18 protein-coding genes are annotated in these 23,232 nt (G+C 60.6%); 3 read left to right on the top strand and 15 right to left on the bottom strand.

What is annotated here, in order from left to right; all coding sequences use genetic code 11:
* Positions 1 to 26: 26 nt before the first annotated feature.
* Positions 27 to 1,373 (top strand): transposase, encoded by a 1,347-nt coding sequence (locus tag H2170_08845; GenBank protein ID MCS6300191.1) that lies wholly within the window; start codon positions 27 to 29, stop codon positions 1,371 to 1,373.
* Between the two features lie 250 nt (positions 1,374 to 1,623).
* On the opposite strand, the gene H2170_08840 is transcribed toward H2170_08845, so the two are convergent.
* The 6 genes from H2170_08840 to H2170_08815 all read right to left on the bottom strand — a co-directional run bounded on the left by H2170_08840 (position 1,624) and on the right by H2170_08815 (position 8,173).
* Positions 1,624 to 2,688 carry a hypothetical protein gene (locus H2170_08840; GenBank protein ID MCS6300190.1) on the bottom strand — a complete coding sequence of 355 codons (1,065 nt, stop codon included), beginning with the start codon at positions 2,686 to 2,688 and terminating at the stop codon, positions 1,624 to 1,626.
* A 539-nt stretch (positions 2,689 to 3,227) separates the two neighbouring features.
* Entirely contained in the window at positions 3,228 to 3,926 is a 699-nt protein-coding gene (locus H2170_08835) for a hypothetical protein (GenBank protein MCS6300189.1), read from the bottom strand.
* Positions 3,927 to 4,639: 713 nt separating this feature from the next.
* Positions 4,640 to 5,407 (bottom strand): ATP-binding protein, encoded by a 768-nt coding sequence (locus H2170_08830; protein MCS6300188.1) that lies wholly within the window; start codon positions 5,405 to 5,407, stop codon positions 4,640 to 4,642.
* On the bottom strand, positions 5,404 to 6,870 hold the full coding sequence (locus H2170_08825; GenBank protein MCS6300187.1) for an IS21 family transposase: 1,467 nt from the start codon (positions 6,868 to 6,870) through the stop codon (positions 5,404 to 5,406). The genes H2170_08830 and H2170_08825 overlap by 4 nt, the downstream gene beginning before the upstream one ends.
* Positions 6,867 to 7,226, bottom strand: coding sequence for a hypothetical protein (locus H2170_08820; GenBank protein MCS6300186.1), 360 nt, complete (start codon positions 7,224 to 7,226; stop codon positions 6,867 to 6,869). The genes H2170_08825 and H2170_08820 overlap by 4 nt, the downstream gene beginning before the upstream one ends.
* Before the next feature lie 689 nt (positions 7,227 to 7,915).
* Positions 7,916 to 8,173 carry a helix-turn-helix transcriptional regulator gene (locus tag H2170_08815; GenBank protein MCS6300185.1) on the bottom strand — a complete coding sequence of 86 codons (258 nt, stop codon included), beginning with the start codon at positions 8,171 to 8,173 and terminating at the stop codon, positions 7,916 to 7,918.
* A gap of 126 nt (positions 8,174 to 8,299) precedes the next feature.
* Between H2170_08815 and H2170_08810 the strand changes: the two genes are divergently transcribed.
* The gene (locus tag H2170_08810) at positions 8,300 to 8,803 is read left to right on the top strand and encodes a winged helix-turn-helix domain-containing protein (protein ID MCS6300184.1); all 504 of its coding nucleotides are present in this window, start codon (positions 8,300 to 8,302) and stop codon (positions 8,801 to 8,803) included.
* 32 nt (positions 8,804 to 8,835) lie between these two features.
* The gene (locus tag H2170_08805; protein ID MCS6300183.1) at positions 8,836 to 9,342 is read left to right on the top strand and encodes an IS630 family transposase; all 507 of its coding nucleotides are present in this window, start codon (positions 8,836 to 8,838) and stop codon (positions 9,340 to 9,342) included.
* 226 nt (positions 9,343 to 9,568) lie between these two features.
* Here the strand turns inward: H2170_08805 and H2170_08800 are convergent, their stop codons facing one another.
* From H2170_08800 to H2170_08760, 9 genes are all read right to left on the bottom strand, one after another.
* Positions 9,569 to 10,258, bottom strand: coding sequence for a hypothetical protein (locus tag H2170_08800; GenBank protein MCS6300182.1), 690 nt, complete (start codon positions 10,256 to 10,258; stop codon positions 9,569 to 9,571).
* Between the two features lie 60 nt (positions 10,259 to 10,318).
* Positions 10,319 to 13,717, bottom strand: coding sequence for a hypothetical protein (locus H2170_08795; protein ID MCS6300181.1), 3,399 nt, complete (start codon positions 13,715 to 13,717; stop codon positions 10,319 to 10,321).
* Between the two features lie 230 nt (positions 13,718 to 13,947).
* Positions 13,948 to 14,748, bottom strand: coding sequence for a hypothetical protein (locus tag H2170_08790; GenBank protein MCS6300180.1), 801 nt, complete (start codon positions 14,746 to 14,748; stop codon positions 13,948 to 13,950).
* Positions 14,749 to 15,531: 783 nt separating this feature from the next.
* The gene (locus H2170_08785; protein ID MCS6300179.1) at positions 15,532 to 17,370 is read right to left on the bottom strand and encodes a family 16 glycosylhydrolase; all 1,839 of its coding nucleotides are present in this window, start codon (positions 17,368 to 17,370) and stop codon (positions 15,532 to 15,534) included.
* Positions 17,371 to 17,395: 25 nt separating this feature from the next.
* Positions 17,396 to 18,175 carry a hypothetical protein gene (locus tag H2170_08780; protein ID MCS6300178.1) on the bottom strand — a complete coding sequence of 260 codons (780 nt, stop codon included), beginning with the start codon at positions 18,173 to 18,175 and terminating at the stop codon, positions 17,396 to 17,398.
* Positions 18,176 to 18,280: 105 nt separating this feature from the next.
* Positions 18,281 to 19,186 carry a glycyl-radical enzyme activating protein gene (locus H2170_08775; protein MCS6300177.1) on the bottom strand — a complete coding sequence of 302 codons (906 nt, stop codon included), beginning with the start codon at positions 19,184 to 19,186 and terminating at the stop codon, positions 18,281 to 18,283.
* Entirely contained in the window at positions 19,183 to 21,420 is a 2,238-nt protein-coding gene (locus H2170_08770) for a hypothetical protein (GenBank protein ID MCS6300176.1), read from the bottom strand. The genes H2170_08775 and H2170_08770 overlap by 4 nt, the downstream gene beginning before the upstream one ends.
* 42 nt (positions 21,421 to 21,462) lie before the next feature.
* Positions 21,463 to 22,272, bottom strand: a complete 810-nt coding sequence (locus tag H2170_08765; protein MCS6300175.1) for a sugar phosphate isomerase/epimerase — start codon at positions 22,270 to 22,272, stop codon at positions 21,463 to 21,465.
* A gap of 59 nt (positions 22,273 to 22,331) precedes the next feature.
* Positions 22,332 to 23,147, bottom strand: coding sequence for a phytanoyl-CoA dioxygenase family protein (locus tag H2170_08760; GenBank protein ID MCS6300174.1), 816 nt, complete (start codon positions 23,145 to 23,147; stop codon positions 22,332 to 22,334).
* Between the last annotated feature and the right edge of the window lie 85 nt (positions 23,148 to 23,232).

Here is a 23,232-nt window from a genome sequence, read left to right as displayed (position 1 = left end):
GCGCCCGGAGACTGCAGGGGCATCTCATGGCGGCACTGGTTTCACCGTGCCGGGGGACTCTTACCAACCTGATTTGTCTGTGCGGGCGTGCCCAGCAGGACTGGACGGCCGACTACCGGTTGTATTCGCGTGACCGGGTGAAGCCGGCGGGGCTTTTCCGCACGGTCCTCCATGAGCTTGAGGTAAACCTGCCGGCGCTTACCCCGTTGGTGGCCGCCATCGATGACACCCTGGTACGCAAAACCGGGGTCAAGATCGACGGCGTCGGCTGGAAACGCGATCCGCTCGGCCCCGCGTTCCAAACCAACCTGGTGCGCGGCCAGCGCTATGTGCAACTCTCTGCGGCCTGGCCTGGTTCCGACGGACACGCCCGGATGATTCCGGTGGATTTCACCCACGCGCCGACGCCGCCAAAGCCGGGTAAAAAAGCCACTACCGACGAGGTTCAGCAGTACACGGAGAAGAAAAAACAGCAGCGGCTTAATGTCGTCGCGCTCGCCCGCATCCAGCAGCTTCGCCAGGCGCTGCCAGACACGCGCAAACTGGTGGTCGCCGGCGATGGCAGTTACACCAATGCGGTCGTACTCAAGGGCCTGCCCGCCAAGACCGTTTATATCGGCCGGATCCGCCGGGACGCCGTGCTCAACGCCCTGCCTGGACCACCCGCGGCCACCGGTCGCCCGCCGGTCTATGGCGCGCCGGTCCAGACCCCGGAAGAGCTGCGCACCGACGACACCGTGGCCTGGCAAAGCGTCGAGGCTTATGCGGCCGGAAAAAAGCACACCTTTAAAATCAAGACCCTCGGGCCGGTGCTGTGGCGTAAAGCCGGGGCGACGCTCCCGTTGCAAGTCATGGTGATCGCCCCGGTGGGCTACCGATTGCGCGCAGGCTCGAAGCTGCTCTATCGCCAGCCTGCCTTCTTGGTTTGCACCGACCCGGATATGCCCGTGGGTGACCAACTCCAGTATTACCTCTGGCGTTGGGGCATCGAGGGAAACTTCCGGGATGAGAAAACCCTGATCGGCACCGGCCAGGCACAACTGCGCACCGCCGCCTCCAACCGCAACCAACCCGCCGCCACCGTCGCCGCCTATGCGCTGTTGTTAATCGCCGCCCTGCTCTTCGGCGATCCTGCGGGGCAAACCCCTGATCCGCCGCCGCATCTTCGCCCGCCCAAATGGCGCACGCACTCTTCGGGCGCCTCGCCTGCGACCAGTTCCACGGGGGACCTCTTGCGCACCCTGCGCAGCGAATGCTGGGCCGACCAGATCGCCCCAGAGAGTTTCTCCGACTTCACGTCGACCGACCCTCCCTCCACGAACTCATCAAAAGCGCCACCCTTCTTGGCTGAAGCACTCTTCCGCGCTGCGTAACCGGGCCTCCGGCCGCTTCGCATCCACCTGCTTTTGGGGCCAAACTCCAGAGGCTCTATATAGAGCCTGTCCCGCGCTTCCCGATTTTCAAAACGTGAGCGGAAGCCCCAATAGGATTCAGGGTGAACCGGGCTACGCAGATCGTCCAAAAGAGGTAAAACGGCGGCCCAGTTTGCAGTTCTGGTCGTCAAGCCCGGTGAACGGGCACGGCAAAGCCGGGGCGAGTGCCCGGTTATTCACAAAACCGATATTAAGCGGCCCGTTTGAGTATGATTTCTTCGGCGAGCAGTCGTGATACCAGCCAGAGGTTGTGACCGATAACACTCCAGCCCACCGAGCGGTAGCGGTTGGCAAAGCCCTTGCAACGCAGGCGTCCACCGTGGCGTTGCTTGATAATCGCAATACGTGCTTCGGTCGCCGAGCGTCTCCGCTGTAATTGGGCGAAGCGTTTTTCGCTTAAGCGCTCGGTGAGTTCACGTGGATCACGCGGGCAAACCGCGTCGTAAATGTCCTGTTGCTTGAGGATTGCGGCGGTTTTTTTGATGGCGAAGCCGCGGTCGGTGCCGACCGCGCTGATCGGCGCACTCAGGTCAAAGCGGTTTTGCCGCGCCAGACTTTCCTCAAGTTGACGCCATTCGGCCGGAGCCGCGCCTGGGTAAAGTTGCCAGTCGGTGATCAGGCCCGAGGATGCTTCACTGAGCAACAACGAGTTGCCAAACTCGACGTTGCGCCCGGCTTTGCCCCGGACCAGCACGTTGACGTCACGCTCGTGCACGCTGAGGATTTTGTCCTCATTGGCCACGGACCGTTCGCCGATCAAGCGCTCGTGGGCCTGCTTGATCACCGCGCCCAGCTGACCGAGCATGGCGTCGATGCGTGCGATGATCTGTTTGGCTTGCCGCTGACTGTAAGGGGTTTGGCTATGCTTGTGCTCAAGTAAGTCGCGGTGGCGGGCATGTTCGCCGATTCCGCGCAACAGGTGCTTCATCTGGCGCAGGATCTGTTTGCGCGCCCGCTTGGGATCGCTGCGACGCCGGGCGTGGGTCATTGCCATGCACAACTTGTTCATCTGCCGCGCAAAGCACTCCGGCTCTTCCGGCATGCGGTGGCGCAATCCCGCCCGGCGGATCAAAATCATGGCCTTGAGCAAGGTCTTGGACACATCGCGCAACAGCACCCAGTCCACTGGGAAGTGGATGTTGGTCTCCAGGCATGTACCGTCGACGCGGCAAACGTCGGTGTCCAGCGCCGCGCTCAGTCCCAACTCGCTCGCGCGGTCCGGCTCGCCGCACATTTCCACAAACACCTGTCCCATCCAGCGTACCTGCTCGGCGGTGAAAAACTTCGCCGCCCGCTCCAGTACGCTTTTTTAACACCCCGTGGATGCCCTCCCGCGTGCGCACTCCGCAAAAGTCCGCCAGCAAATCACTTGCGGCGATACTGCGGGACAACTTACGAAACGACATGTTGCCCAATAGCAGGCGCAGTACTTCAAAACGCAGCGCCTTGAGTGCAAACTCCATCCGGTTGCGCAGTTGCACGAAACTGACCTCGCCCGCCTCCTCCTTGGCGAAGTCCACCGCCATCGCCTCCAGATGGCTCCCTCTCAGCAGCCGATCCACCGCTTCGAGCATCTGGCGAAACTCGGCGTAATCTTTATTGGCCCCGACCACAGTGAGGCTGGACGCAGCCAGCTTTGTAAGGCGATGTTCGAGGTGACGGCTTTTGTGGTTTGTTTCACACCCAATTATAGAGGCCGTTTTTTGGCCGAAGCCAGGAAATCCTCTTGGTTTCGGCCTCTATTTTAATTCATTAGTAATTTATTTACAATTACTTATGAGCACGGGACAGGCTCTAGATATTGGCCAGTAGCGGCGAGAGGGGTCCGCCTTGCGGCGTACCTTCCCGGCGCGGTTCTTCTTGGCCACTGGCCAGTCTCATGGGCGCGCGCAACATCTCCCCAATCAGCCGCAAGATGCGCTTGTCGCGTACCTTGCGCCCGACCAGATGCATCAGCCGGTCGTGATTCACGTGATCAAAGAAGGCCTTTAGATCAATGTCCACGACGGGGCTTTTGCCTGCTTGCACGTAGGCTTGGGCCGCACGCACCGCGTCGTGCGCGGAGCGGTTTGGCCGGAAGCCGTAGCTGTGTTCGCTAAACTCGCTCTCCCACAGGGGGCCGAGCTTTTGGTGTACGGCTTGCTGCACCCAGCGGTCCAGCACTGTCGGTATGCCCAACCGGCGAACCCCTCCGTTGGCTTTCGGGATGTCCACCGCTTTCACGGCCTTGGACTGGTATTTACCGGCCAAAAGCAGCTCCAGCAGTTCCTCCTTGTGCCCCCAGATCAGCTCGGCGGTTTGTGCCACCGATCGTGCATCCACTCCCGCGGCCCCGGCGTTGGCTTTCACCCTCGCCCAGGCCTCGTTTAGGTTCTCCGCCGAGCAAACGTCTTCCAACGTCACCCCCGGCGTTTCACTCGCGTTCATCGTTTTCCCTTCCGCCGCCCGCTGCCGGACTCGGCTCCCGCGCTCACGTTCCAGACGGCTATCCATCCGCCCAGTCCGCTCGCACCGCTGCAGGTGGCGACCGTAGTTGTCACGCCCGCTTCGTTTCGGAAACCTTCCCGCCCACTACCTCGGGGACTTCTGGCGATCCGCGTTTCTCCTTCTCTTCGGCCCTTCGCTCTTCCCGCCGTTACGCGGGCCTCTTCGCTACTACGGCCTCTGCTGACTCCTGCCTCGCTTTCGCTTGGCAGGCCTCCCCGGGTAAGGTGCGTGAACTCTCCATCCGTGCCGTCAGGCTCTACCCAATGCGTCTTTCGGTGACTATTGGACTTCGCGTTTCCTAGCACGCTTGTCGCCCGCATCGCGGCCTCGCTGCCTGTTCGTGTTCCTACGGTCGGACTTTTGCCTCCTCCTTCTTTCGTGCTGAGTGCCTCGTCGCTCCCGCCTTGGTTTTGGCTACGGTTGTTGTCACTTTTCCCGAACATTTCGTTTCATATGTTTAGTTCACGCCCATGCCGGGCACACGAGGGACGACCTCCGTGTCGTCCGTTCCGGCGTGGTCCACGCGTAGGCGTTACGCCTCAACGCGCTGTAGCGAGTGATTTTCAGCATATTATGGCATTCAGCACTTAATTGGGCGGGGCAACGTGCCGTATTATATGTGAGCGGCGGCGCGAACACCGTCTATTTCTGGCGGTTACAAAATCACCTGTCGTAAAAGCCGATGACCGGCCCCGCCAGGGGCCGATCATCAGGCCCGGTCAGCTTGCAGGTTCGTCGGCCAGGCGGTCTTTCATGCGGTAGGATTTGCCCTCGATGACGACGGTCTGGGCCCGGTGCAGCAGGCGGTCCAGGATCGCCGCGGTGATGCCAGCGTCGTTGTTAAAGATCCCTGCCCAGTGTTTGTAGGCCTTGTTGGTGGTGACGATCAGCGAGCCGCGTTCGTAGCGTTGGCTGACGATCTGGAAGAGCAGGTCGGCCCCCGACTTGTCGAGCGGCAGGTAGCCGACCTCATCGAGCACGAGCACCGCAGGGGTCATGTAACGCTTTAACTCGGCTTGCAACCGGTGCAGGGACTGGGCGGTGACCAGGGCGTTGATCGCGTCCACCGCCGTCGTAAACAGCACCGTGTAACCCGCCTGGCAGGCCGCGTAGCCCAACGCGCTCGCGAGGTGTGTTTTACCGAGCCCCACACCACCGCAAAACACCGCGTTGGTGCGCTCCTTGACAAAGCCCAGTTCGAAGAGGTGCCGCACCTGCGCTTCGTTCAACTCCTTGGGCCAGTCCCACTGGAACTGGTCGACGGTTTTCTTGACCGGGAAGCGCGCCGCCTGGATACGCCGCTCCAGCGCCCGGATCTGGCGGTCCTGGGTCTCGGCCTGCACCAGTCGGCGTAAAAACTCGGCGTGCGAACAGCGCGCCTTGGCCGCCTCGGCCGTGAGTTCGCCGTGGTGGCGCAGCAGGTAACCGAGTTTCAGGTACTTGAGTTGATCTTTTAATAAATCGGTTTTTTCGGGTTCTGTTTTCATAGAGTGTAGGGGCTTAAATCCGGGGGACACAGTTCGAGTTCCAACGCGGCCACCGCGTCGGCGCGGGTGAGGTGGATCGGCCCGGCTTGCGGCAAGGCCCGCGCGCGTTGTTCGAGCAAGTTGAGGATGTAATCGCTGGAGTAGGCGCCGAGTTCATGGGCGCTTTCGATCGCCCGGCCGACTGCCTCCGTTCCATACAGGGCCACCAAACCCACGATAGTCGCCAGGTGGTGTCCCGCGTTGAGCCGGCGCTCCTCCAGCCCCCGTTGGTAGGCGGGTGCCGCCGGGCTCAGTTCCAAAAACCGTAGCCGCAGGCGCTGCCGCGCCCCCTGCCGTTTGCGCTCCTCGAGTTCGCGCACATGCTCGGGGTTTTCCACATCGGCGCGGCGGGCAAAACTGCGGGCATGCTCGGCCACCAGGGTGCGGTCCGCATAAAACCTCACCTGCGCCCCCTCGATCTGCGCGGTGAGTAGCGCCCCGGCAAACTTCGTGGGCACCGAGTAGCGGTTCGTTTCGATACTCACCCGGCACCGCCGCGACGCCCGCACGCTTAAGGTGCGCACCGCCGGACTGGCCACCGGGTTAAGCGGCAGGAGCGCAGCGCGCTCCTCGGGCAGCCGGTCCACCGGCCGGCCCTGGGTTTCAGCGTGCACGCGCACGTTGGCCACCGTTTCCAGCCACAAGCTGGCGGCCGGCCCCAGCTCGGTAAACCCATTCATCTGCCTCCCGCCAAGGAAGCTTTTTTTCACGTAACCCACCGCGTTTTCCACCATGCCCTTGGACTGCGGATGCCCCGGCCCGCACGCTTTTATCGTAAACCCGTAGTGCCGGGCAAAGTCCAGGTACTGGGCGTTGTACACCGGGTCGGTCCCGGGCACATGCGAGAGGACGGCCGTCTTGCAGTTGTCCACCATCACCTCGCGCGGCACCCCGCCGAGTTTTTCAAAGGCGCGCCGGTGACAGCCCAGCCACCACTCCTGGCCCTGCCCGAGGGTAAATTCCACATGCAGGAACCGGCTGTACCCCAAAACCATGACGAAAAAACTTAAAGCCCGCCGGGTGCCGTCCACCTCCACCGCGCCAAAACTGCCCCAGTCCACCTGCGCGGTCTGGCCGGGGGCAAACTTGAGGGTAAGAAACGCCTCCAGGTTCCTCGGCCGCACCCGCCGCACGTAGTCTTTCAAAATTGAATACCCGCCCGTGTACCCCCGCTCGCGCACCTTTTGCCAGAGCTGCATGGCGGTGAACGGATGGGCCTCCAGCCACCGCGCGATCGCCGGCTTGTACACGTCGAGCTTGCTTGGCCTAGGCATCTGCGCGGCCTGGCTGCGCACGTACTTTTCCTGCGCCTGCCAGCGCCTCACCGTCTGCACGTGCAACTGGAGCGAGCGGGCGATTTGCGGCGCACTGTGACCGGCCGCCTCCGCCTGTTTTATCCGGCAATACAGTTCGTAATCGATCACGCCCCCACCTCCCGGCTCGGCGACGGCGTTACCGCCAGCGTGTGCGATGGCCTGCCCCGGTCCAAGGAAAGCACCTGGTAAAGTGGCGCGGCGTAGGCGATCACCCCGGCCTCGATTAACTGCCGACGCGCCTCGACCAGGCCGTCCTCGCTGAGCGTGAGCAGCCGGGCCAGGGTGCGCGTGGCGTAGTAACTCAGCCCGTCGGCGTCACCCACGGTTACCAGGACCAGATAAAGTCCCCAGGCGGGGGCACTGGCCCGCCCCAGGTAATTGCCCCGCACCAGCCGGTGGTCCAGCCAGCTAAACTGGGCCGGCGTGCGCCGGAGTTGTTCGCGATCGATCGGTTGTTTTTGCATAATCGGGCGGCTGGACGTCGATGCCCAGGATCACCCGCCCCTGGGAGTGCAGGTGTCGCAGCATGGGTTCGAGGTCCTCTTGTAACGTCACTCCGGCGAACTGCGCGATAAGCCCCACGAGCACAGGGTTTTGCGACTCCCAGCTGTCTTGTAACGCCGCGCAGGGATTCGGTAACGCCACCTCGGCGACCGGCTCGGCTTTAGGCTGGTGCACAACGGATTGCGTAGTTGGGATGTCTTGTAACGCCACCCGCCGTCGCGGCCCCCTCCGCCTTGAGTACCCCGGATTGGCCTTCCGCCACTCCTGCACCCGTTGGACATTTTCTGGGCCTTTCCAGTGGTCGAGGTTCTCCGGCTTCGCCAACCATTTGGCCTGACTGGCCGCCCGGCTCGCCCGTCGGCATCCCGGCTTCCCGCAGTAGCGCTGACGCTCGCGGTTATGCGCGTCGGGCAGAAAGAAATCGGCACAGTGCAAACACTTGCGTGAACCGGTTGGATGCATCGCTGTGCATCCGCCAAGCGTCCCGCCGGTTCAATCTCCACCCATTCGCACCCCTCATATCCCCAGCCGGACAGGGAAGAAAACCCACCCACGGAAGAAGAGTATTACTCTTTTTAAGGGGAAGAAGATCCACCGAAGAAGAAGTGCATTCCTAACCGCCAGAAATAGACGCTTTCCCGCTCGCCGCTCACACACGGGGCGATTGACCAGTGATTTTCCTGAAAAACCGCGAGAAATAAAACGGGTCGGTCCAGCCCACGGCCGCCGCCACCTCGTTGACCCGCAGTTCGGTGGTGTCGAGCAGTTGGCAGGCGCGCTGGATTTTTAACCGTAAAAAGTACTCAACGGGCGGATACCCGGTCGCCCGACGGAACAGGTCGCTATAATGCGGGATCGAGAGCCCCGCCGCCGCAGCCATCTGCCTGCACCCGGACTCCTCGGCCATCGAGTTAAAGGTCCGCGCCTACATCCTCTCCCTATAACAGCAATTTACGTCCCATGCGCATAATACCATTTCGCTTTCAAAAATATAATAACCGTGCCTTCTGGGGAAGCCCCAGAAGGCTTTTTTATGCGCCCACCTAAAGATTTTCCGGGGGATACCGCCGAGCGAATGAGGGTCTTGCTTCGCCGAGCCAAGGACATTGCAGAGCAACGGCGCATCCAAGCGGTTTTGATGCGAGCTTCAGATGCGTTACCCCCAACCAAGATTGCCGAGTTGACCGGTTTGAGCGTGCACTCGGTGCGTGTGCTTCATTCCCGGTTTTTGCGCGAGGGTGAGGCCTGCGTGATCGGTCGGCCCGGGCGAGGTGGACGCAGGCGCACGTTGTTAACCGCTGACCAGACCAAGACGCTGCTTGATCGGCACGCTCCGGCCGCGGCCCAGGGAGGCATCGTCGTGGCCAATGTCTTTAAGCGGGATTACGAAGAGCTGGTCGGGCACAAGGTCGCCCTCTCCAGCATCTATCGCCTGCTGGCCAAGGCTGGCTGGCGTAAACTCGCGCCCAGGCCCAGTCACCCCAAGAAGGATCCGGCAGCGGAGGCGGCTTTTAAAAAAACTTCGCCGCGGAAGTAGCCGCTGAGCGCACCCGGCTAGGGCGCACGCCGCTGGTGGTGTTCATGGACGAGGGACGTTTTGGACGCATCAGCAATCTGACCGATTGCTGGGCTCCTGCACCCATTCGCCCCAAGGTGCCCCGCCAAGTAGTCCGGGAGTCGTTGTATGCCTTTGCGGCTGTCGCGCCCGAACGCGGCGAACTGGTTCATCGACTTTCCCCCAAATGCAACACCGCCGCCATGTCGTTGTTCCTGCTAGACCTGCTCGGTGCCTGGCCCGATGAGCCGCTCTTGCTCGTACTTGATGGCGCGGGCTGGCACAAGGCGCGGTCTTTGCCGGTGCCTGAGCGACTTCGTCTCTGGCACCTGCCTCCCTATTGCCCTGAATGCAACCCGAGCGAACACATCTGGGACGAAACTCGGGAAAAGGGCTTTGCCAACCAGCTCTTTGCCACCCTTGCCGATGTTGAAGTTCGGCTAAAAACCCCACTGGAGGAACTCGCGGCCGACTCCAATCGCCTGCGTAGCCTCACCTTCTTCCCTTGGCTTGCCTCCTAGTTATTATACGTTTGAAAGCGAAATGGTATAAAATGCCCAAATATGGCTGATTTTAAGTCTAAAATCATGCAGCTAGTGGGATTACATTGATGCGCTTTCGCGATTCCACTCCTAACTCAACTTTGGAGTTCAGGCTAAACCTAAATCCGGCAGCAGAAACTAGCCAAAAATCACGCAGGTGATTGTTTGGCCGCCATATGCCGGATTTAGGCTTATAAAGGAGGGGCTACCGGAGTTCGACTATTTCGACCGTGCGCCAGAGGTGGGGGGTGCCGGGCGCGGGACGGAGGAAAACGTGTTTGCGGGTGGCCGGCAGGGTAGCCAAGTAGCCGGTGAAGACGCGTTTCGGTTTATCTTCGATCTCAGCCGCGAGTAGCAGAGGCTGACCGATCGCAGTCTGTAAATAAGGCCATAGGACGGCTTCGCCCGGCAATAAGGTAATCTCGCGGCTGCCGAGGCGCAGAAACACTGGTATGCTTCCTAGATTATGGATGCGGAGATTTTCCCATGGCAGGCTTTCCTCGTCGTCGCGCACGGGAAACAATCGCCAGGGCAGGGTCGAACCGGGGGGGGCGGGAGTGACTATGAAGAGCGCGGCGGACCAGTCAGGCGGAAGCGTTGTGCGAGCCACCGGCTCGCGTAGAGGCGAATCGCCCTTACGGGCGGCGGGCGTCTCGCGGTAAAAGGTGAGTTGTTCGGGACCGAGGTAACTTTGGCGGGCTGTGGCCACGGCGGGAGTCAGCTCGACATTGACCGAGCGGCTTTTCTCGGAAGGGAAGGTCCAGATTGGTAGGGTCGGCGCAACCAGGTCGGTCGGGGTGTCGGTGCTCTCGACGGGCTCGGACCAGAGCAGGAAACGCACGGTCACGGCAATGGTGCGGGATGGAGGCTCGGTGGCGCCGAGGAGCCCGGTCACGAATAAGCAGAGTAAGCAGAGTCTTAGCACACAATTTGGGGTAGTCATGGAGAGGGGGCTTTAGATGTCTTCCGGGGAAAGCCAGCGGAAAGAGACGACTTGAAAACGACGCCCAAAAACCTGGTTGGTCACGTCGGTGGGGGGGGAAGTCCAAGCGGCGTCGGCGGTGGGGTTAAGGTAGCCGGGGAGGCGCTGGACGATGGCTTCGCACCAGGCGCGGCCTGTCGTGGTTTGGGTGACGGGGTTGACGACTTCTCCATAGGTGCGGATGCGGAAGGTATCGGAGCGGGCCTGCAAGGTGGTTCCGAGGGATTGGAGGAGGTCGGCCTGGGTGAAAAAACCGGGGGTGCTATGGGCGGTAGTATCAGCCCCGGTATCACCGAAGCCAAACTGTCGGTCATTGATGCCGCCTGATTGGCCAAGGAAAAACTTGCGATCGCTAGCGGAAAACCCCGTCGGCAAATCGGTGTAGGGGTTGGCCGGAGCAGATGGGGGGAGCTGCACAATGCCGGCGGGCAGGAGGAGGCGGGCGTTGAGCGTGGAGGCGTCGATGGCGGCTTGGAGCGCACCTTTGAGGCCGCGAACATCGCCAGTCACCAGCGAGCGGTTGATTAACTGGGCAAGGCTCAGGAAGGGGCCACGGGTTTTTACTTGGACGACTATTTTTTCGGAGAGATCGCGGATTTGGGCATCGGTCAGGGCGCGGAAGCCGCCGACGGCCGTAATTGAGGAGGCATCGTCGGTGGATGGGTCGAAGACGGCGGTGGCCGGCGTAGCCGAGCGGGTATAGGGCGTGCGCTGCCCGGCGACGGGGGTGGCACCGGCAATGGGGACATCGCGCAGGCTGCCGAGTAAGGCGGCCCAGGCATCGACGGAGGTGGAGTTGATGTTGAAAGCGCCTTTAACGAGGAGTCGGGAGGCGGCGCGGTCATAGTCGCGCAGATCGGCAGTGGCTGGCGGAGTACCGTCTGCGGAGTAGGCGGAGAAACGACCATTGGGCAGGGGGAAGGCAGGCGGGGTGGTCGCGCTCACTGTGCTGAAAAAATAACGGTCCCAGAGTGCGTGATTAAGCAGCAAGGAGTGGTCGTAAACGGTGTCCTGTGCTGACCCTGCCTGTGCAGGTGTGTAAGTTCGACTGATGGTGGCAGCGCTAATCCTCGCGGGAGCGAGGGAGTTGCCAAGGGGGAAGGCGGGCTGGTAGTTGCTGATGGTGTCGGAGCCGCCTAATGCGTTATTGGGATCGTTGCGATACCAAGGGGCGGAGTGCAGTTCGCCCAAGGAGGTGATGCGGGCGGCAAAGTCGTCGCTGGTGGTCGGGATGGTGAACAACCAAGCGTTCTGCGGTGCAACGTCATTTACCCGCCAGCCGGACGCGACCGGTGTGAGTCCGAAAGCAAAGGGGTTCACCAACGAGGGTATCCACGAATGGAAGCTGGGGTTGTTATGCCAGTCGCCACTCACCGTGATGTCCGACGGCGAAGTACTAGAACGGGGTGAGCGTGGATTTAGATCGGCTAGCCAGCGTGAACGGATGATGGTGGTGCCCGACTGGTCACCCATCCGCAGGGCGTATTTCCAGCCAAACTGCGGGGCGCCACTCACACTGCCGCCATGGTCTGGCAGGGTAAATGTACTGGCCATACTTACGCGTCCTCGCAGGCCTTGCGAGCGGCCCAGCACAGAGCCGGCTGAACTATCTTTTCTCATACCTAGTTTCATTAGCCCCACGGCCGAACCGCTAGGATCAACCCCGAGGCCTCCGTTGCCATAAACCGTGAGACGCAGGTTGGTCAGGGTGCCAGCCGGCACGGTGACCTTGGGGTCGATATAGGTAGCCGCGAAGTAGGGGTTGATTACATCGGGTGTGAGGGTGAAGCCAACTCCGGGGGTTCGATTGCTGCTCAGTGATTGGTTGGCAGCCAGCGAATAAACAACGGTTTCACCGGGGGCGAGCGCTCGAGACTGAAGGGTGAAGTTGAGAATCGCACCACCGGGTTGGAAAATGATGAATCCGTCGGTGGATGCAGCATTGGTGTTGGCGGGGGTGAGGGTGCCACCTTGGTTGACTTGGAGGACCAAAAAACAACCGGAACCTGGGGTTACATTGAAAGAATAAACACTGGCGGCGAGGGTGACATTGTAAGGGTTCCAGAGCGCAACCGAGGGCACGATATGGTAGTGGATGCGCGGCACGCCACCGACGGGGGCCACGCCTGCGGAGACGGCGATTTGGGCGCCGACCATAATCGGGGCTACACCGGCGGTGGTCGGGGTGCTGGTCTGCACGGGGAAGGTGGCACTGCCGCTTGGGTTGAGGCGGTAATAGTCGCGAATTGAATCCCAAGTGGGGCCGTCGGGTTTGCCAGCCGCCGCGCCGGCATCAGCAGCGGTGAAGACGGGCGCACCGGTACCGGTCAAGGCGACTGGCAGGGCAGGGCCGGCGAAGGCAGCAGTAAGATCCTTGCGCAGGCCACCGCGCAGGGTGTCGGCCAGCACGCCGGTGCTGGTAGTGGTAAGATCGTGAAAGCGCAGTTTGCGCACGCCGGAGAGCGTGGACTGTGCGACGGGATCTGCACTGGAGAAGGGAAACTGGTTAAGTTCGAGAACTTTGCTGAGGTCGCCAGCGTTGGTTGGATAAACCGAGGGCATGAGCGAGGCGTTGAGCGGATCGGTGTCGTCATCGACAAGTTCGATGCCAACGCGTTGGGCGGTTTGGGCGCGCAGCCGGTCCTGCAACGAGCCGACCGTGGCAGCGTTGTATTCATCCACGAGGTTGATGCGAGCTTTGACGGCTTCGTCGCCTACCCACCAGGCGAAACGACCGATGATGGGGGGGGGAGCGGCGGGATCTAGGCCGGGTACGGAGCCGGCGGGGGCAGTGATGGGGACCAAAGGCGCCACAACGGCATTGGCTTGAGCTGCAGAGGTGGAGGAAAAGTCCGTGGTTTTGGGGCCTACGAGCAGCGCGGCGGGTTGGTTGTTAATTCTCGTGCCGGCGGTGGAATGGAGGGAGCTGAGGGCGGTGGTAGACGAGTCGAGCCCGGTGATGGCCTGGGTGGGTTGAAAGTCCGGGGTGGCATCCACCGACGGCGTAGTGATGCGTCCGAAGTCGGCTGTGGCGACTGAGGCGATGAGCGGACTTTTGGAGGTATTTCCACTGACTAACCACTGAAGTAATCGCGGCTGGGTGATGGTGGAAGGGGCGTTGAAATTAGTCGCGCTGGGTGCAGTGCGACCCCAGACGCCCGTCCAATTCGCACTGAATACGCCTTCGATGGGGGGAGTGGCGGGGTTGGTGTCAAGGCGGGCGGCCGGGGCGGTGGTACGCTGATCGGGTCCGGCGGTGCGCTGGAGTTCTCCGAGGGCGAGGTTGAGGGCGAAGAGGGCGTTTTGGCGCGCGACTTCGACTTGCTGGGTGTTGGCGGCGAGTTGGACCTCGACGCGGACAAAGGAGGCCATACCTAGTACGAGTATCACGAGTAGCGCTATCAGCTCAATAGTTATGAGCAGCGCGAATCCCCGACGCGAACTTAGGCTTTGGGGGTACTGCATGTGGGTAGGACGAAGCATGGGTAGGGGTAAGAAAACGCTTTTAGCTGAAAGTCCCCGGTGGGAGTTCGTTGGCGCTGACGATCGTCACCGGGCCGAAGGAGTCGGTGCGCTCGGTTTCACCGCAAGGCTTGATGCCGTCAATGGTGCAGAGGTGGTTTTAAAAAAGCGAAGCCCAGATCATCGAGGCCAAGCAATGGCGTGGCAGCATATACCATGTCCTTTGTGGTCAATTTGATATCGACTATTACGATGAGCTTCTGGGTGCTCTTGTAAGCAAAGTATGCGGAGCGCGACTTAGCGTCGTTCGGAATGTTAAGTTTTGTCAGCGACTGGGTCTCTAAAATTAACCCATTCCAGTCCTTGAATTTTACAACTATCGAATCTAACATGTAGTTACGATTGCCTAAGCCGGTCAATGTGAAGGCCACTGCGGTCGCTCCTAGCCCTGAGGATTTGCCAGCGGGAGTAAAAGTTTTGGATTTTGTGTCGTAGTTTCCAAACTTCAGAACCGCAGTCATCGACTTGGATTTGGGTATATCGCTGTTCGTGGCCTCTAGGCGGATCGCTACGCCGTCCGAACTTGTGAAATTCGAATTGAATATCGCTGCGCCGTTCGCCGGGGAGGTATCCGATCCTTCAAAGGTGAGCTCGACATCGGGAACCATGTCATTCCCCTGAGTAAAGCTGATGATATTCCGTCGCGACATAAAGAATTCTCCGGACGCACCAAAAACCTGGACCGAGCGGAATGTCGGAAGGGCGATGATTTCCGCCTTGCTCACGGCATTATTGGGCACAAGTTCCTGCACGATAAGCCCCTTGGGATCGATCGCGTTGATGCCTTCGATCGGTTTAGGATTTGTTAGAACCACAACTGAAGCCGAAGCCGTCATCCCTGCTAAAAAAAAAGTGTAAAGACCTGTAAATTTAGATTTCATAATGTTGGAGATTCCAAAAATCTCCCTGATGTATTATTTAGAAATACATCAAATCCTTGAACGTGGTTACAAGATTTCCCTCATGTGAAACGTCTCAAAAATTGCGGATTCGCAAGTTGCTGTCAACCCCGAGCGACTGGCCGTTCGAGCCAAGCGTTTTTCGATTTCCCCATCATATGCCAAGAAATGGTCTCGATAACGGCCAGAGACGGATCACGGCGTTCCATCTCCGCGATGGCCACTAGGGGTTCGTCCTGTTCGTTGAGGTCGGGAATCATCGTGCAGCGCAGAAGGACCTTCGGTCGCAGAGGCGCAAAGAAAGCATTGACTTGAAATGGGTTACTCATACTTCCCGGCTTAGCGTCTTTGCGTCTGGCCCGAATAGCTATGTAATGGGTATAATCGAACAGATAGAGGTTAGTGACGGCCAGGGTCGAATGGCGCTAAGTTAAGGGGTGTTATCGTCGCTCCTGGTTTAATCGCCCCTTCAGGGCTTGTGCACTTTACCCCATGATTCCTAGGGGTTGCCCTAGGCTGTGGTAGAGAGCCCCGTTGGGGCGGTCGTGCCTAACTTAGTGCCATTCCGGCCAGGGTCCTTTCGCAAAGCTTCCGCCTTGGAAATCCTGTGGAGTCCAAGGCGGTGTGGTTGCCCGCATCCCGGCATTTTCGCAGCAACGAAAGGGTGAATTTCGGGTGCGCCATCGGCTCGCCTCCCGTGATAGTGACCATTTCGTGAATCACCAGTCCGTAAGAATGGGAATTCTAACAATCCTTCGCCTACCTTTAACGGCGTTCCGGTTTTTTCTGCCAGACCCGCACCCAATCGACCTCCATGGCCGTGCCGTCCACCGCGCGGGTGGCCTTGCCGCCGCACCAGTCGCCGATGTAGGTGGAAAACCAGACCGCGATCGGGCGGTGGCAGTCGATGTTGGGCAGGCGGCGAATCTCGCGCCCGTCAAAGTAGAAGATGAGTTCCTTCTCGTTCCACTCCATGCCATACACATGGAAGTCATCGGCCAGATTCTCCCCTGCGCGGTAACCGAGGAGCGTTCCGTCCGCAGTGCCATTGGTGAGGTGCGTGACTTTTCTATCCTTCTTGTGGTGGATGTAAAAGTGCGCGTTGATGATGTCTGGATACCATCCTTCGTTGGGATTGAGCTCCACCTGGGGGTTGTCACTGTTTTTGGAAAAACCCCAGAAGGCATTGTTGATGCCGACAGCGCGGGCGTAGCGATACGAGGCCTCGAAGTAACCGTATTGCCATTCGCCTTTCGTCTGGAGGTTGCCGCTCGACCAGACGCAGCCATTGCGGGATTCCACCTTGTTGAGCAGGCGAATATGACCGTCCTTGACCTCCACATTTTCCCGCCAGCGGCCGAGGCGGTTGGGCACGCGCACGGAGTTGTCGATCGTCCAGACCGATTCGTCCACCGCAGGCTTGTCGAAGCGATCCTCAAACACCAATTGCCAATCGCCACCGGGCGGGGGATTGGGTGCCAGCACAAGATGGAGGAACCGGCGCAGCGCGACCGCCGCCTCGGCGCGGGTGAGATTCTTTTCGGCAGCCTCGCCGACGAATCCCAGACGCATTTTCAAGCGGCTCCAAAAGCCCTGATTCTGCGGAGGGGCTTTTGGTAGGATGCCTATTGACTCGCATATCTCAACCTCGGAGGCAGTCGCAGGCGCGCCGTGACGTGCCGCCAATGACCGGCCCTTGGCCTGCGCGATTTGCGCCAGAAGTTTGGCGGCCTGTTTGCCGGTGATGCCATTGCTTTTCAGTAACTCCTCGGCCTGTGGAATTCCCAGTTCCTTGGCCTTGGCGAGCGTTTTGTCTTGAGTGCTTGGCTTCTCGTCAGACGCTGTGGCCATCGCCCATGCGAGGAAATCGCTGGAGCTGATCGGCTCATCCGGCGCGAATGTGCCATCCGGCAGAAGCGTGGCAAATCCCTTGCGCACCAGGGTGGTGATCTCCTGGCGAGCAGGATGTTCCTTGATGCCTGCCACATTCAGATAACGCGGCAACCAGGGTTCCACCGTGACGATCAACGAGTCCTCAATTTTTCCCGAGGCATCGATCCTGTCGAAGCGCACATCGGAAATGCGGGTGTAGATGTTTCCCTGCGCGCTGCCGGAGGGCACATACTCGACGAATTCATCCCGGTCGGCCGAGAAGTCGTATTCTCCGAGAACAACCCATTCGCTGGCACCCTGCGTCGAGTCCAGCGAAGCGGATGATTTCTTGCCGGAGTGGTTGATCGTGAAAGCAATCTCGGGATCGTCTTTTTTACCACTGACGATCTTGTAGGCCGACACGCGGTAGAGGCCCGGGGTGGTCAGCAAGGGATTCCATCGGGCGATGCCCGCTTGGTTGCTCCAGCGCGAATTGCCAAGCGGGGTTTTGAATGTGCCGGACGCGGTCCACGTGCCCACGCTGCTAAAGCCGGGTTTGAGGGTGCGTTTCTGGCTCGCGGGAAAGGCTGGCGCCTCCTCACGGCGTGATAAAACAAACGCCGCTTCCGCCGGTTCTTCCGGCACCACGGCCGACGGGGGTTCCTGCGCAAACCCCCGGGACGTTGAAAAGAAGCAGATGGTCCAAAGCGCGGCCAGAAGAATGGTTTTCATTAAGGTCGAGACGGGCGGCATGTTTTCAGCGTGCGAATCCCAGATCATCGAGGCCCAGCAGAGGAGTTGCCGAGTATTTGATTTCCTGTGTTGTTGCCGTGATCAAGACACTGCCGATACGGGCCCCCGTGCTTTTGAAGGCAAAGTAGGCAGCGCGCGGCTTGGCGTCGTTCGGAATAGTGAGACCGGTCAGTGCCTGGGTCTCTAAAACATTTCCTTCTGTGTCTTTGAAAACGACAACGATGGAATCGAGCATGTAGGTGCGGTTGCCCAGACCGGTCAATGTGAAGGCCACGGCGACGGGAGCTTTGCCTGAGACAACGGAGGCTGGAGTGAAAGTATTGGAGTCTGTATTATAGTCCCCGAATTTCAGAACCGCATTCATCGATTTGGATTTGGGCACCGCGCTCCCCGTGGCCTCGAGGCGGATCGCTATGCCGTCAGAGCTCGTATAATTCGCATTAAATATCGCCGCGCCGCTCTGCGGGGTGGGATCATACCCTCCGAATGTCAGTTCGACATCGGGGACCATGTCATTCGTGCCAGTAAAGTTGATGATATTCTGTTTCGGTTCAAAGAACGTTCCAGACGCACCAAAAACCTGGACCGAGCGGAATGAGGGAAGGGCGATAATTTCCTCCTTGCTCACGGCATTCGCGGGCACGAGTTCCTTCGCGATGACGCCCTTGGGGTCGATCGCTTTTTGGCCCCCGACGCGTAGAGGATTTGTGAGAACCATGGCCGAAGCTGAGGTTGCGATGCCTGCGAAAAGCAAGGCGCGGACGAGGGTAGTTTTTTTGTTCATGGCAGAGGTTTTTTCAGGTTTTGCCGAAAGGTTCGACGATGAGGCGACAGTATGGCAACTGCGAACTTCTTTGAAATAGGGACACCGTGTGAATCGTCGCAGAGATCAGCAGATTCGCACTTTGCCGCAGCCCCGCCCGGCGAAGAAATTGCGGTAGCGGTTTTTAGTCTCCTCGGAGACGTTCTCCGCGGGAAGCCCCGGGCCGAGTGATTTGCCGAGTTTGGCGTATTTGGAGTTCCCCATCGTGTGCCACGGGAGAATCTCGATTCCAGCCAGCGACGGATAACGGCGTTCCATCGCCGCGATGGCGGCGAGGTGGTCCTCCCCATCGTTGAGGCCGGGAATCATCGGGCAACGCACAAGGATCTGCGCGCCGCGGGAAACGAGAAAGTCCAGCGTCTCGAGAATGGGGGCCAGCGGGACGCCGGTGAGCGCCAGGTGAAGCTCCGCATCGGTGGCCTTGTAATCGAAGAGATAGAGGTCGGTGACGGCCAGAGTCCGCTCCCAAAGCTGGCGCGGGAAAAAACCAGTGGTGTCCAGGGTGGTCTGGATGCCCGCCTCCCGGCATTTCCGCAGCAGGGAGAGTGTGAATTCCGGCTGCGCCATCGGTTCCCCGCCTGAGATGGTGACTCCGCCCCCACTGGCATCGTAGTAGGCGCGATCCTTCACGACTTCCGCCAGCACCGCGTCGTCGGTCATTTCCTTACCGTAGAGAAACAAGGCGCCGGAGGGGCACACGTCCGCGCATTGGCCGCAGTCGGTGCAGAGGGCACGGCCAAGGTGAGCTTTGCCGTCGTGGAGCGAAAGTGCGGAGGGCGGGCAGGCAGCGACGCAACTGCCGCAGCCGAGGCACTTGGAGGGATCGAAGCCGAGCTGAATCCGGCGGCTCTGGGTCTCGGGATTGTGGCACCAGAGGCAGTGCAACGGGCAGCCTTTGAGGAAGACCGTGGTCCTGAGACCCGGCCCGTCCACTACCGATGTCCGGTGGATGTCGGTGATGGTTCCGGTCATGTTCCGTGCTCGGTGCGGGAGAGGATTTCCCGCTGCGTGGCGGCGTCGAGGTCGATGAACCGGACGGAAAACCCGCCGACGCGCACGAGCAGGTTGGCGTATTTTTCGGGATGCTCGATCGCGGCGAGCAGGTCCTCGCGGCTCGTGACCGTGACCATCGTCTGGGTGCCCCCCTGTTTGAAGTAGGTGTTGAAGAGCGCGTGATAGAGCGGCCGGTGCTGCCGGGGCAGCGCGGGGGTGAGTTTGACGTTCTGCACGGTGCCCGCGTGGATGGACGGGTCGGGCTTGGCCTGCGAATTCAACAGCGCGCTCAGCCCGTTGCGATCGCAGCCGGGGCCGGCGGCGTTGCCGGGCGCGAGCGGGTCGCCGTTTTTACGGCCGTCGGCCGAGGCGGAGGTGAACTTGCCCCAGCGGGTGTTGTGATCGTTGTTGATGACCACGACCAGGAAATGGTGGAGGCCGGTGCCCCGCGCGGCGGCGGAGGTGCCCAGGCAGACGTGATCGTGCACGCGGCAGACCATCGCGTCGGCAGCCGTGTCGTCGTTGCCGAACTTGGGCGCCTCCTTGAATCGCCGCTGGAGCAGTTCATGCCCCTCCCAATTGTCCCGCAGCGCCGAGAGAAGATCCGCGGCCGTGCAGGCGCGCTCCTGATAGACCAGCTTCTCGATGGCGGTGAGACTGTCGGCCGCGTTGTTGTTCCCGTAGGTTTCATTGGTGCCTCCGAGGAAGCGGATGCCCCCGTCGAAGATCGAACGGCCGCGACCGAGGCAATCGTCGTAAAGCAGGCTGATCAGAGAATAGGGGCACTCGCGCCCGGTGGTCCGGTAAACCGAGTCCTGGGCCTTGGCGAGCGGATCGAGAAAGAACTCCACCGTGCGGGTGTAGGCGCTCCAGAGCGACTCGAAATCCGGGTAGCAGGTCAGATCCCCATAGTCGGGACCGATGCTCCGCCCGGTGCTCAGGCAGCGCCCATGGTTGATGGCCGATTCGAGACAGCGCTGCAGGTTGATGATGGCGTTGGGCGTGCCGCAGCTCCGGTGATGGATCATATACTCGCCGCAACCGAACGGCAGATACTCGCGGGCGGTTTCGCGATCGACAGCGAAGGCCTTTTCGACGGCAGGCACGTTCACCTCGTCGTTGTAGAGCATCGGGAAGGTCTTGCCCTTGCCGATCACGTCGTAGGCTTTCTCCAGCAACGCCGGGTTCTGGCCGGAATAAAACCGCAGGGTGAGCTGTGGCAGTGGCAGGCTCAGGCTCTCGGTGGTCTCCATCGCGAGCAGGGCAAACCGATCGGGAGCCGCCTCATTCTCCCGCCCCATGCCGCCCACGATGATCCGGGCGTCGTAATGCAGGATCTCCTCCTCGAGGATGGTGTAGAAATTCTGCATCACCTTGAGCGCCTCGGCCCAGGTTGTCGCGCCCGAGTGGAGATCGCGGCAGAGATAGGGCCCGAGCACCACATCCAGACGGCCGAAGTTGATCGTGCCGGTGAGAGTGGAGGTCAGCAGAATCAGCTGCAGCGCCTCGTGGAAGGTCTCCGGCGCGTGCTCGAGAAGACCGACCAGCGCCTTGCGCAGCGCCGACGCCGGGCCGACCGGATCGGCGGCTTCCAGTCTTTCCGCTTCGCGGTGATAGTGCCCAATGCAGCGCCGCAGCCGACCGAGCGAGGCCAACGCAGCATCGTAAAACCCGGCGGCCTGACCGCCGGGCGGATTGGTCTGCATCGACCAGATTAACTCCTCCAGCCCCGCAACGCCGTGTTTCACCAGCTTCCCGTAATCCAATTGCAGGCCCGCCATGCGGAAGAGCGGCAGTGCAGGCATGGCGAGACTCTCCGCCCGATCGTAGAGATCGGGAAGACGCTGACGGATTTCAGCGGGAAACTCCCGGTCACACTTAGCCATCGTGTTTTCCACTTCCCAAAACGCGCGCAGGCGTTGCCACTCCGCAAGCTCCCCGGCCGAAGGCGCGGACATTTTGATAGATGCGTCCCACGCCGCGAAGTTGGCGTAGTAGCCCAGCCCGCCGTATTGGACCGAGTAGCCGACCTCCGGATAGATCCGCTTGCCGGCCAGCAAATCCGATGGCCGAGGCGGGACCAGCACGGCGGGGAATTGCACATCCTCGCAAAGGATTTCACGGTGAAATGCGTCGGAGCCTTCGCGATAGGCGGCGGTGTAGCGCCGGACGTAGTCCATTCCGAGCGTTTCGATTGGGCGTTTGGTTGCCATGGCGATTTTGCGGGTTAGTTTGGTTGCGGGGTCGGCTACGGTTTAAGACCATCGGCGGTTCAACTCCTCCCGCATCCAGTGGTTGCTTTGCCACGGGTCGGCTGAGGGTTGGTCAGAGAGACCCTCGAGAGGCGCGTAGAGGGCTGGCCCGAACTCCGGGGTCACTGTCATGAACTCGCGGCCCTCGGCGGCCATGCGCTCGCGGATGCGGGTCCAGAAGCCGACGCTCAAGTCCACCCAGTCCCGGTAGGCGGGATTGCGCGGATCAGAGAGCTGAGGACCCTCGCAAAAGCCGACCCGGGCGTGGATGTGATCGGAGGCGGCGATGATGGCATCCACCGCTTCCGGTTGGTCGGAGAGGTTGCTCTCGTGGACGCAAAGCAGGTGGGAGAAATCCGCCGTCAAGCGCAGCCCGGGGACGGCTTTGAGATAGGCGAGGCAATGGGGCGCGGTGAAGAGGGCGCGGCCGCGGTGCGTTTCATGGAGCAGGGGCACGCCTTCCCGCAACGACAGTTCGACCCCTGCCTCGAACAACTTGAGATTGTCTTCGAAGGAAAAAGTGTCGCGACCGGTGTGGCAATTGATGAAAAGGGGTTCGGATTCGAGGGCGTGGTGATAGCGCTCATAAAGAGAGGAAAGGTGTTGTTCCGGAGTTGCCCCCGCAGTGGAAATTTGGGCGATGAGACTGAGGTTGGCGTTGCGATGAAGACGGCGGATTTCCGCAGTCGATTCCGGGCGGTTGGCCAAGTAGATTTCCGTGGCCTGCCACTTGGCGGCGGCCACCTCCCCGACAAACCAGTTGAGAGGGCGGCTGTAAACTTCCCAGCAGGCTTTGGCGAAGAGCGTTTGCATGGCTTTTAAATCGGCTGCGGGGCGCGTATCCGTCCAGGATACGCGCCTGCGGGTGATGATTAGTGGGCGTTCTTGTAGCGGGTCGTGGCGCCGCGCGCGGCCATCACCTCGGGATAAGCGCGGGTCGGATCGGCGTAGCGGTTGCCGCCCAGGTCGCGGCCTTTGGCCAGATAAACCTGATGGGCGCCGGCGAACTTTTCCTCGTTGAACTTACAAGCGGTGCTGGCGAAACGCAGAGTCCAGCCGCAGCGGCGGATCTGCGAGGTGTTCGGCTCGCTGCCGTGCATGATGCGCGCATCATGGAGCGAGCACTCATTGGCCTGAATCTCCACGTAAACCTGACGCGCGTCATCGCGCTGCTCCTTCTTGATCTCGGTGCCGAACACGCTGGTGGCGGTGTCCACCGCATCATAATCGGAGAAGCCCTTGCGCCCCTCGACATGGGTGCGGGGAATGACCTTCATGCAGCCGTTGACCTTGGTGGAGGGATCGATCGCCAGCCAGACGGTCACCACCTCCATCGGCTCGACCAGGCCTTTCCAGTAAGCCGAGTCCTCGTGCCAGGGGACGCGCTTGCCGTTGCCCTTCGGCTTGCAGATGAAGTGGGTGGAGAAGAGAGCAATGTCTGGACCGATGATCGGTTCAACCAGCGCCAGTATATCATCATCCAGCGCCCACTTGAGCAGCTCCGGGTGCATGAAGTGGGGAACGTCCATGGATTCCGGGCGCTCGTTGGAGGGCAGATTGCTGAGGATTTTCTCGAAGCACGCCTTGAGAGCTTCGAATCTGTCCGGCTTGAGAACCGGTTCGTTGATTACGAGGTAGCCATCGGTTTTGTATTTAGCCACCTTTTGCGGAGTCAGTCTGGGATTCATTGTTGGAATGATTGGTGTTGTTGGGACAGCCGGTATGGCCATCACACAAATAGCTTACGCGAATTTCCCAAACGGTTCTTCCAAG

This window comes from Opitutus sp. (genome assembly GCA_024998815.1).
Classification (GTDB): Bacteria; Verrucomicrobiota; Verrucomicrobiia; order Opitutales; family Opitutaceae; genus Rariglobus.
Note: the sequence above shows the minus strand (reverse complement) of the source record. Positions and strands in the feature narration are given on the sequence as shown.

Bases quoted from the DNA above. Each gene is read 5' to 3' on its own strand.
- H2170_08845 (MCS6300191.1), top strand. From the start codon at position 27: ATGGCGGCACTGGTTTCACCGTGCCGGGGGACTCTTACCAACCTGATT.
- H2170_08840 (MCS6300190.1), bottom strand. From the start codon at position 2,688: ATGGGACAGGTGTTTGTGGAAATGTGCGGCGAGCCGGACCGCGCGAGC.
- H2170_08835 (MCS6300189.1), bottom strand. From the start codon at position 3,926: ATGGATAGCCGTCTGGAACGTGAGCGCGGGAGCCGAGTCCGGCAGCGG.
- H2170_08830 (MCS6300188.1), bottom strand. From the start codon at position 5,407: ATGAAAACAGAACCCGAAAAAACCGATTTATTAAAAGATCAACTCAAG.
- H2170_08820 (MCS6300186.1), bottom strand. From the start codon at position 7,226: ATGCAAAAACAACCGATCGATCGCGAACAACTCCGGCGCACGCCGGCC.
- H2170_08815 (MCS6300185.1), bottom strand. From the start codon at position 8,173: ATGGCCGAGGAGTCCGGGTGCAGGCAGATGGCTGCGGCGGCGGGGCTC.
- H2170_08810 (MCS6300184.1), top strand. From the start codon at position 8,300: ATGCGCCCACCTAAAGATTTTCCGGGGGATACCGCCGAGCGAATGAGG.
- H2170_08795 (MCS6300181.1), bottom strand. From the start codon at position 13,717: ATGGCCTCCTTTGTCCGCGTCGAGGTCCAACTCGCCGCCAACACCCAG.
- H2170_08790 (MCS6300180.1), bottom strand. From the start codon at position 14,748: ATGAAATCTAAATTTACAGGTCTTTACACTTTTTTTTTAGCAGGGATG.
- H2170_08785 (MCS6300179.1), bottom strand. From the start codon at position 17,370: ATGAAAACCATTCTTCTGGCCGCGCTTTGGACCATCTGCTTCTTTTCA.
- H2170_08780 (MCS6300178.1), bottom strand. From the start codon at position 18,175: ATGAACAAAAAAACTACCCTCGTCCGCGCCTTGCTTTTCGCAGGCATC.
- H2170_08775 (MCS6300177.1), bottom strand. From the start codon at position 19,186: ATGACCGGAACCATCACCGACATCCACCGGACATCGGTAGTGGACGGG.
- H2170_08770 (MCS6300176.1), bottom strand. From the start codon at position 21,420: ATGGCAACCAAACGCCCAATCGAAACGCTCGGAATGGACTACGTCCGG.
- H2170_08765 (MCS6300175.1), bottom strand. From the start codon at position 22,272: ATGCAAACGCTCTTCGCCAAAGCCTGCTGGGAAGTTTACAGCCGCCCT.
- H2170_08760 (MCS6300174.1), bottom strand. From the start codon at position 23,147: ATGAATCCCAGACTGACTCCGCAAAAGGTGGCTAAATACAAAACCGAT.